General features: G+C 71.2%; 6 protein-coding genes. 1 reads left to right on the forward strand and 5 read right to left on the reverse strand.

Annotated elements, in window-relative coordinates:
* Window positions 1–114: 114 nt before the first annotated feature.
* Window positions 115–1,248, reverse strand: a complete 1,134-nt coding sequence (locus AB0G02_RS11585; protein WP_360792698.1) for a GuaB3 family IMP dehydrogenase-related protein — start codon at window positions 1,246–1,248, stop codon at window positions 115–117.
* Window positions 1,249–1,310: 62 nt separating this feature from the next.
* A complete protein-coding gene (guaB, locus tag AB0G02_RS11590) occupies window positions 1,311–2,822 on the reverse strand; it encodes an IMP dehydrogenase (protein WP_360792700.1) in 1,512 nt (503 codons plus the stop codon).
* A gap of 66 nt (window positions 2,823–2,888) precedes the next feature.
* Between guaB and AB0G02_RS11595 the strand changes: the two genes are divergently transcribed.
* On the forward strand, window positions 2,889–3,338 hold the full coding sequence (locus AB0G02_RS11595; RefSeq protein ID WP_360792702.1) for a DUF5319 domain-containing protein: 450 nt from the start codon (window positions 2,889–2,891) through the stop codon (window positions 3,336–3,338).
* A 71-nt stretch (window positions 3,339–3,409) separates the two neighbouring features.
* Here AB0G02_RS11595 and AB0G02_RS11600 read toward each other — a convergent pair whose 3' ends face one another.
* The 3 genes from AB0G02_RS11600 to AB0G02_RS11610 all read right to left on the reverse strand — a co-directional run bounded on the left by AB0G02_RS11600 (window position 3,410) and on the right by AB0G02_RS11610 (window position 5,926).
* Complete coding sequence (locus AB0G02_RS11600; RefSeq protein WP_360792704.1) at window positions 3,410–4,348, reverse strand: anti-sigma-D factor RsdA; 939 nt, start codon at window positions 4,346–4,348, stop codon at window positions 3,410–3,412.
* A complete protein-coding gene (locus AB0G02_RS11605; RefSeq protein ID WP_033436769.1) occupies window positions 4,349–4,921 on the reverse strand; it encodes a sigma-70 family RNA polymerase sigma factor in 573 nt (190 codons plus the stop codon). It abuts the gene before it with no gap.
* 408 nt (window positions 4,922–5,329) lie between these two features.
* The gene (locus AB0G02_RS11610; protein WP_015805222.1) at window positions 5,330–5,926 is read right to left on the reverse strand and encodes a response regulator transcription factor; all 597 of its coding nucleotides are present in this window, start codon (window positions 5,924–5,926) and stop codon (window positions 5,330–5,332) included.
* Window positions 5,927–5,990 lie beyond the last annotated feature (64 nt).

Consider the following 5,990-nt stretch of genomic DNA (forward strand, 5'->3'; position numbering starts at 1 on the left):
CCGGCTTTGGCCTGCCTGGGGTGCCCGTAAGGGCCCCATGTCAAATCGAGCCGGGCGGGACCACCGCTCTCCGACCGACCACCAACGCTCTCACCGAACCCCAACAGCCAACGATCAACCCCTGATCGTCAACCCGACCTTCTGGAACTCCTTCAGGTCCGAGTACCCGGTCTTCGCCATCGCCCGCCGCAACGACCCGAACAGGTTCGTCACGCCCCGCGGGTCCACCGACGGGCCGAACAGCAGCTTGCGCAGGTCGACGACCTGGTCCACGCCGGTCGACACGTGGCTGCGCGGCACGGAGGGGTGCGCCGACGCGGCGGTCCAGTACAAACCCTGGCCCGGCGCCTCGGACGCCGCCGCCAGCGGTTCGCCCAGCATCACCGCGTCCGCGCCGCACGCGATCGACTTCGCGATCTCACCGCTGGTCAGCGCGCCGCCGTCAGCGATCACGTGCACGTACCGGCCACCGGTCTCGTCCAGGTAGTCCCGGCGGGCCGCGGCGGCGTCCGCGATGGCCGTGGCCATCGGCACACCGATGCCCAGCACGGCGTCCGTCGTGGTCACGCCCGGCGTGTAGCCGTAGCCGACGATCACGCCCGCCGCGCCCGTGCGCATCAGGTGCATCGCGGTCCGGTAGTCGCCCACGCCACCCGCGATCACCGGGATGTCGAGGTCCGCGATGAACGACTTCAGGTTCAGCGGCTCGCCGTCGCGCGACACGTGCTCGGCCGAGATGATCGTGCCCTGCACGACCAGGATCTCCACGCCGGCCGCCAGCAGGTCCGGGGTCAGCTCGGCCGCGCGCTGCGGGCTGACCCGCACCGCGACCGTCACGCCCGACTCGCGCACCTGCTTGACCGCCTCAGCGATCAGGTCCATCCGCACCGGCGCGGAGTGCAGCTCCTGGAGCACCCGCACCGGCGCGGCCGGGTCGTCGGTGTCCTCCACGGCCTGCACCAGCCGGAACAGGGCCTCTTCCACGTCACCGTGCCGGGCCCACAGGCCCTCCGCGTTGAGCACGCCCAACCCGCCCAGCTCACCGATCGCGACCGCCGTGCCCGGCGACACGATGGCGTCCGTGGGGTGGGTGATCAGCGGGATCTCGAACCGGTAGGCGTCGATCTGCCACGCCGTCGAGACGTCCTTGGAGGACCGGGTCCTCCGGGACGGGATGATCTCCACGTCGTCCAGCTCGTAGGCCCGCCTCGCGGTCCGGCCCATGCCGATCTCGACCAGATCGCGCACCTTAAGTCGTCCTTCCCTGGAGCCAGCTCAAACCAGTGGACCTTAGCTCAGCGCCGCCCGGTTCAGCGGGTCGTGTAGTTCGGCGCCTCGACGGTCATGGTGATGTCGTGCGGGTGGCTCTCCTTCAGACCGGCCGCCGTGATGCGCACCAGCTGCTTCTGCTGGAGGTCCGCGACGGTCTTCGAGCCGGTGTAGCCCATCGCCGCGCGCAGACCGCCCACCAGCTGGTGGACCACGGTCGACAGCGGCCCGCGGAACGGCGTGCGGCCCTCGATGCCCTCGGGCACCAGCTTGTCCTCGGACAGCACGTCGTCCTGGAAGTAGCGGTCCTTGGAGTACGACTTGCCCTCGCCGCGCCCCTGGAGCGCCGCCAGCGAGCCCATGCCCCGGTAGGTCTTGAACTGCTTGCCGTTGACCAGCACCAGCTCGCCCGGCGACTCGGCGGTGCCCGCCAGCAGGCTGCCGAGCATGACCGCGCTCGCGCCGGCCGCGATGGCCTTCGCGATGTCGCCCGAGTACTGGATGCCGCCGTCACCGATCACCGGAACGCCCGCCGGCGCGCACGCCAGCCCGGCCTCGTAGATGGCGGTGATCTGCGGCACGCCGACGCCCGCGACCACGCGGGTGGTGCAGATCGAGCCGGGGCCGACGCCGACCTTCACGCCGTCCGCGCCCGCGTCCACCAGGGCCTGGGCGCCCGCGCGGGTGGCGACGTTGCCGCCGACCACGTCGACCTCGTCACCCAGCTCCTTCTTCACCTTGGCGACCATCTCCAGCACGTTGCGCTGGTGGCCGTGCGCGGTGTCGACCATGATCACGTCGACGCCCGCGTCGGCCAGCGCCATCGCCCGCGCGAAGCTGTCCTCGCCCACGCCGATCGCGGCGGCGCACAGCAGCCGGCCGTCCGGGTCCTTCGAGGCGTTCGGGTACTGCTCGGTCTTGACGAAGTCCTTGACCGTGATCAGGCCGCGCAGCTTGCCGTCGCCGTCCACGATCGGCAGCTTCTCGACCTTGTGCCTGCGCAGCAGGCCCAGCGCGGCCTCCGCCGAGACGCCGACCTGGGCCGTGACCAGCGGACCGTTGGTCATCACCTCGCTGACCTTGCGCGAGTGGTCGACCTCGAACCGCATGTCGCGGTTGGTGATGATGCCGACGAGCTTGCCGTTGCCGTCGGTCACCGGCACGCCGGAGATCCGGTAGCGGGCGCACAGCTCGTCCACGTGCCTGATGGTGTCGTCCGGGGTGCAGGTGACCGGGTCGCTCACCATGCCCGCCTCGGACCGCTTGACGGTCTCCACCTGGCGGGCCTGCTCCTCCAAGGAGAGGTTGCGGTGCAGCACGCCGATGCCGCCCTGCCGGGCCATCGAGATGGCCATCCGGCCCTCGGTCACGGTGTCCATCGCGGCCGACGCCAGCGGGACCCGCAGCGTGATGTTGCGCGACAGCTTGGTGCTGGTGTCCACGCCGCTCGGGACGATCTCGGACTCGGCGGGCAGCAGCAGTACGTCGTCGAAGGTCAGTCCCAGCATGGCGAACTTGGGCGGGACTCCGTCAGCGTTGAGCTCGCTGGTCATGGCGGCTGGCTTGCCTTCCGTCGTGCGGCGATCCCGCCGCCGCGGATCGGGTTTCCACAGGCGGCGATGGGTTCAGGTCATGGTATCTGGACGCGGTCGGGGGTCCTGCCGGTACCGTGCGGGGTCGTGCCGCACGACGCGTTGCCACCAGACCCGTTCGCGGGTGACCCGGACGACCCGGCCAGGGCCCTCGGTGAACCCGAGCACGACCACGACCACCCGCCGATGGACGACACCGAGCGGACCGAGCTGATCGGTGACCTGAGCGACCTCGCCGTCTACCAGGCGCTGCTGGAACCCCGTGGTGTCAGGGGGATCGTGGTCGACTGCGGCGAGTGCCAGGAGCCGCACTACCACGACTGGGCGCTGCTGCGGTCGAGCCTGGAGCAGCTGCTGGCCGACGGCCGGATGCGCCCGCACGAGCCCGCGTACGACCCGGACCCGGCGGCCTACGTCAGCTGGGAGTACTGCCGCGGCTACGCCGACGGGGTCACCGCGACCGAGAGCGCCCGCTGAAGATGTGACGAAGCCCGCCCCCGAACGTGGGGGGGCTTCGTCACAAGCGGGGCTTCGTCGAAGCGGTCGGGTCAGTTCTCGGGTGCCGACTGGCTGCCGTCGGTGGCGCCGGGGGTCTGCGACTCGTCCCGGGTCTGGCCGCCCGCCGGCGACTCGCCCGACGTGGGCGGCGGCGGTGCCGCCGGGCCGTCCGTGGTCGGGGCCGGCTGCTCCGTGGTGGTCGTCGGCACGGTAGTCGTGGCCGGTTCCGGGGTGGTCGACGTCTCGGGCGACGGCCGGTTGTCGGTCGTCGTCGTGGGCACCGCCGGCGTGGTGGTCGGCCCCGCGGTGGGCGACGTGCTCGGTGACGGCGTGGTGCTCGTCAGCTCCTCGAGCAGCGACTCGTGCGTCTGGGTCAGGTCGTCCTTGCCGTCGTCCGGTGAGACGGACGGCAGGCTCGCACCCGCCTTGAGCAGCGCGTCACGCGCCTCGCCGTACCGGCCTTCGCGCAGTGCCACGCGAGCGGTGTCGAGGTCGTCCCGGACCGCGACGGCGGCTTCGACGGACCTTGCGTGCTCGGAGTAGAGGACCCTGGTCAGTCCCCAGAGCGCGTCGCCGGGTTCGGCGTCCCGCGCGACCAGGCTCATCCCGGTGAAGGCGATCGCCAGCACGGCGGCGGCGCTCGCGAGGGGGATGAGGAAGCGGTGCCTGCCCCGCGCTTGGGGGCGGGCGGCGGCGATCGTGGCCACCGCGGTGTCGGTGTCGACCAGCTCGCCCACCGGCGGGCTGTCCACCTCGCGCCGCCAGGCCAGCAGCAGCGCGTTCAGTTCGTCGTCGACGAGCGATTCCGGCTGGTCACCGTCGCGTCCGCCCAAGGCGTCGAGCAACGCGTCATCAGCCCGGATCCCCGCGAGGTCGTCCCCCGGCCCGGTCGTCGAGTCCTCGTCGACCAGGGTGTCTTCAGACTGCGGCGGTCTCTCATCTCGTCCGCGCACGACTTTTCCGTTGCCCTTCCCGTGCTGGTCAGCCACTCAGACCACCTCCTCCGCTGCCAACGTCTTGCGCAGGCGGGCCAAGGCGCGGTGTTGCGCCACCCGTACCGCGCCCGGCGTGGAGCCGACCGCGTCGGCGGTCTCTTCGGCCGACAGGCCGACGACCACTCGAAGCAGCAGGATTTCCCGCTGCTTCTCCGGAAGGACTTTCAGGAGAACGGCCATCCGCTCCGACAGCTCGCCCTGCATGGCGCGCTGCTCGGGGCCGGCCTCGGTCTCAGGGGCGTCCGGCACCTCCGGGACCGGTTCGGACCGGTTCCGGGCTGCGGAGCGATGCGCGTCGGCCACCTTGTGCGCGGCGATCCCGTAAACGAACGCCAAGAACGGCCGACCCTGGTCGCGATAGCTGGGCAGGGCCGTCAGCACCGCGAGACACACCTCCTGGGCCACGTCGTCCGCCGAAGCGAAAGACCTCTCCTGCCTTCCGACTCTGGCGCGGCAGTACCGCACCACGAGGGGCCGGATGGATGCCAGGAGCCGCTCGATCGCGTGGCGGTCGCCATCGACGGCTGCGCCCACTTCGGCGTCCAGTCCGTCCCCCAAGTTGGTCATCGCAGACAACTGCCCTGGTGTTACGCGTAGGCGTATCGACAAAGACAGCACGGGCCGCTCGACGTCGCCCGTACTGGTGATGCTCACCGTACCGGTCGCGGGACCGGATGTTCGGCAATGGGGTCCATGTGGGGTCTTTAGACCTCACCTGATCAGCCGACACCCCGGAGTCGGCGCTGGTCGGCGCAGGTCGACACAACCCGGGCCCACAGGCCCACAGGCCCGGTCAGCCGACACGCTTCTCACGACGCGGTCCGGACGCACGGCGGCCCGGTGACGCGTGGCGTCACCGGGCTGGGCCGGAGGAAGGAGTTGCCGGAGCGACTCGCCTGACGAATCCGGCGAGCGTCGTGCCCCGACCGTCAGTCCTTGTGCTCCCCGCGGGTGCTCACCGCGGGACCGCGTCCCCTAGGAGACGAGGCCGCGCCGGAAGCCGTGCGCGACGGCTTGGGCCCGGTCGCGGACGCCGAGCTTGCGGAACAAGCGTCGGGCGTGCGTCTTCACCGTGTCCTCGGACAGGTAGAGCTCGCGCCCGATCTGCCCGTTGCTCTTGCCCTGGCTCATCCCGCGCAGCACCTGGAGCTCGCGCTCGGTGAGCTGGACGCCCGGGTCCGACGGTTGACGCGGCGCGGGCACGCTCGTGCTCGCGAGCGTGTGCGCCAGCGCGGCGACCAGCTCGGGGCGCGAGGCGTCCCAGCGCAGGTAACCGCGGGCCCCGCCGGCGATCGCGGCAGCGATGCTGCCCGCGTCGTCCGGTGCGCCGAAGACGATGACGTTTGCCTGCGGGTTGGCCGAGACGAGTCGCCGGGTCGCTTCGACCCCGGTCGGGACGGCGCGCTGGGTGCCAACCAGTACGACGTCGACCGGCTGCCGAGAGAACCGAGCCAACAACTCGTCACCGTGCGCTACGCAGTCGATGCGGCTAACCCCTGGGACAGCCGACATCACGCGGGTGAGACCCTCCCGCACACTGCGCCGGTCGTCGCAAATAAGGACCGTGGTCACGGGGACTCCTTCCTGCAGCCGAGTGACGTTCCACATCCCCTATCGGACGCTAGAGGCCGAACCT

The sequence above is a fragment of the Actinosynnema sp. NPDC023658 genome (genome assembly GCF_040639995.1).
In the GTDB taxonomy this organism is placed as follows: domain Bacteria; phylum Actinomycetota; class Actinomycetes; order Mycobacteriales; family Pseudonocardiaceae; genus Actinosynnema.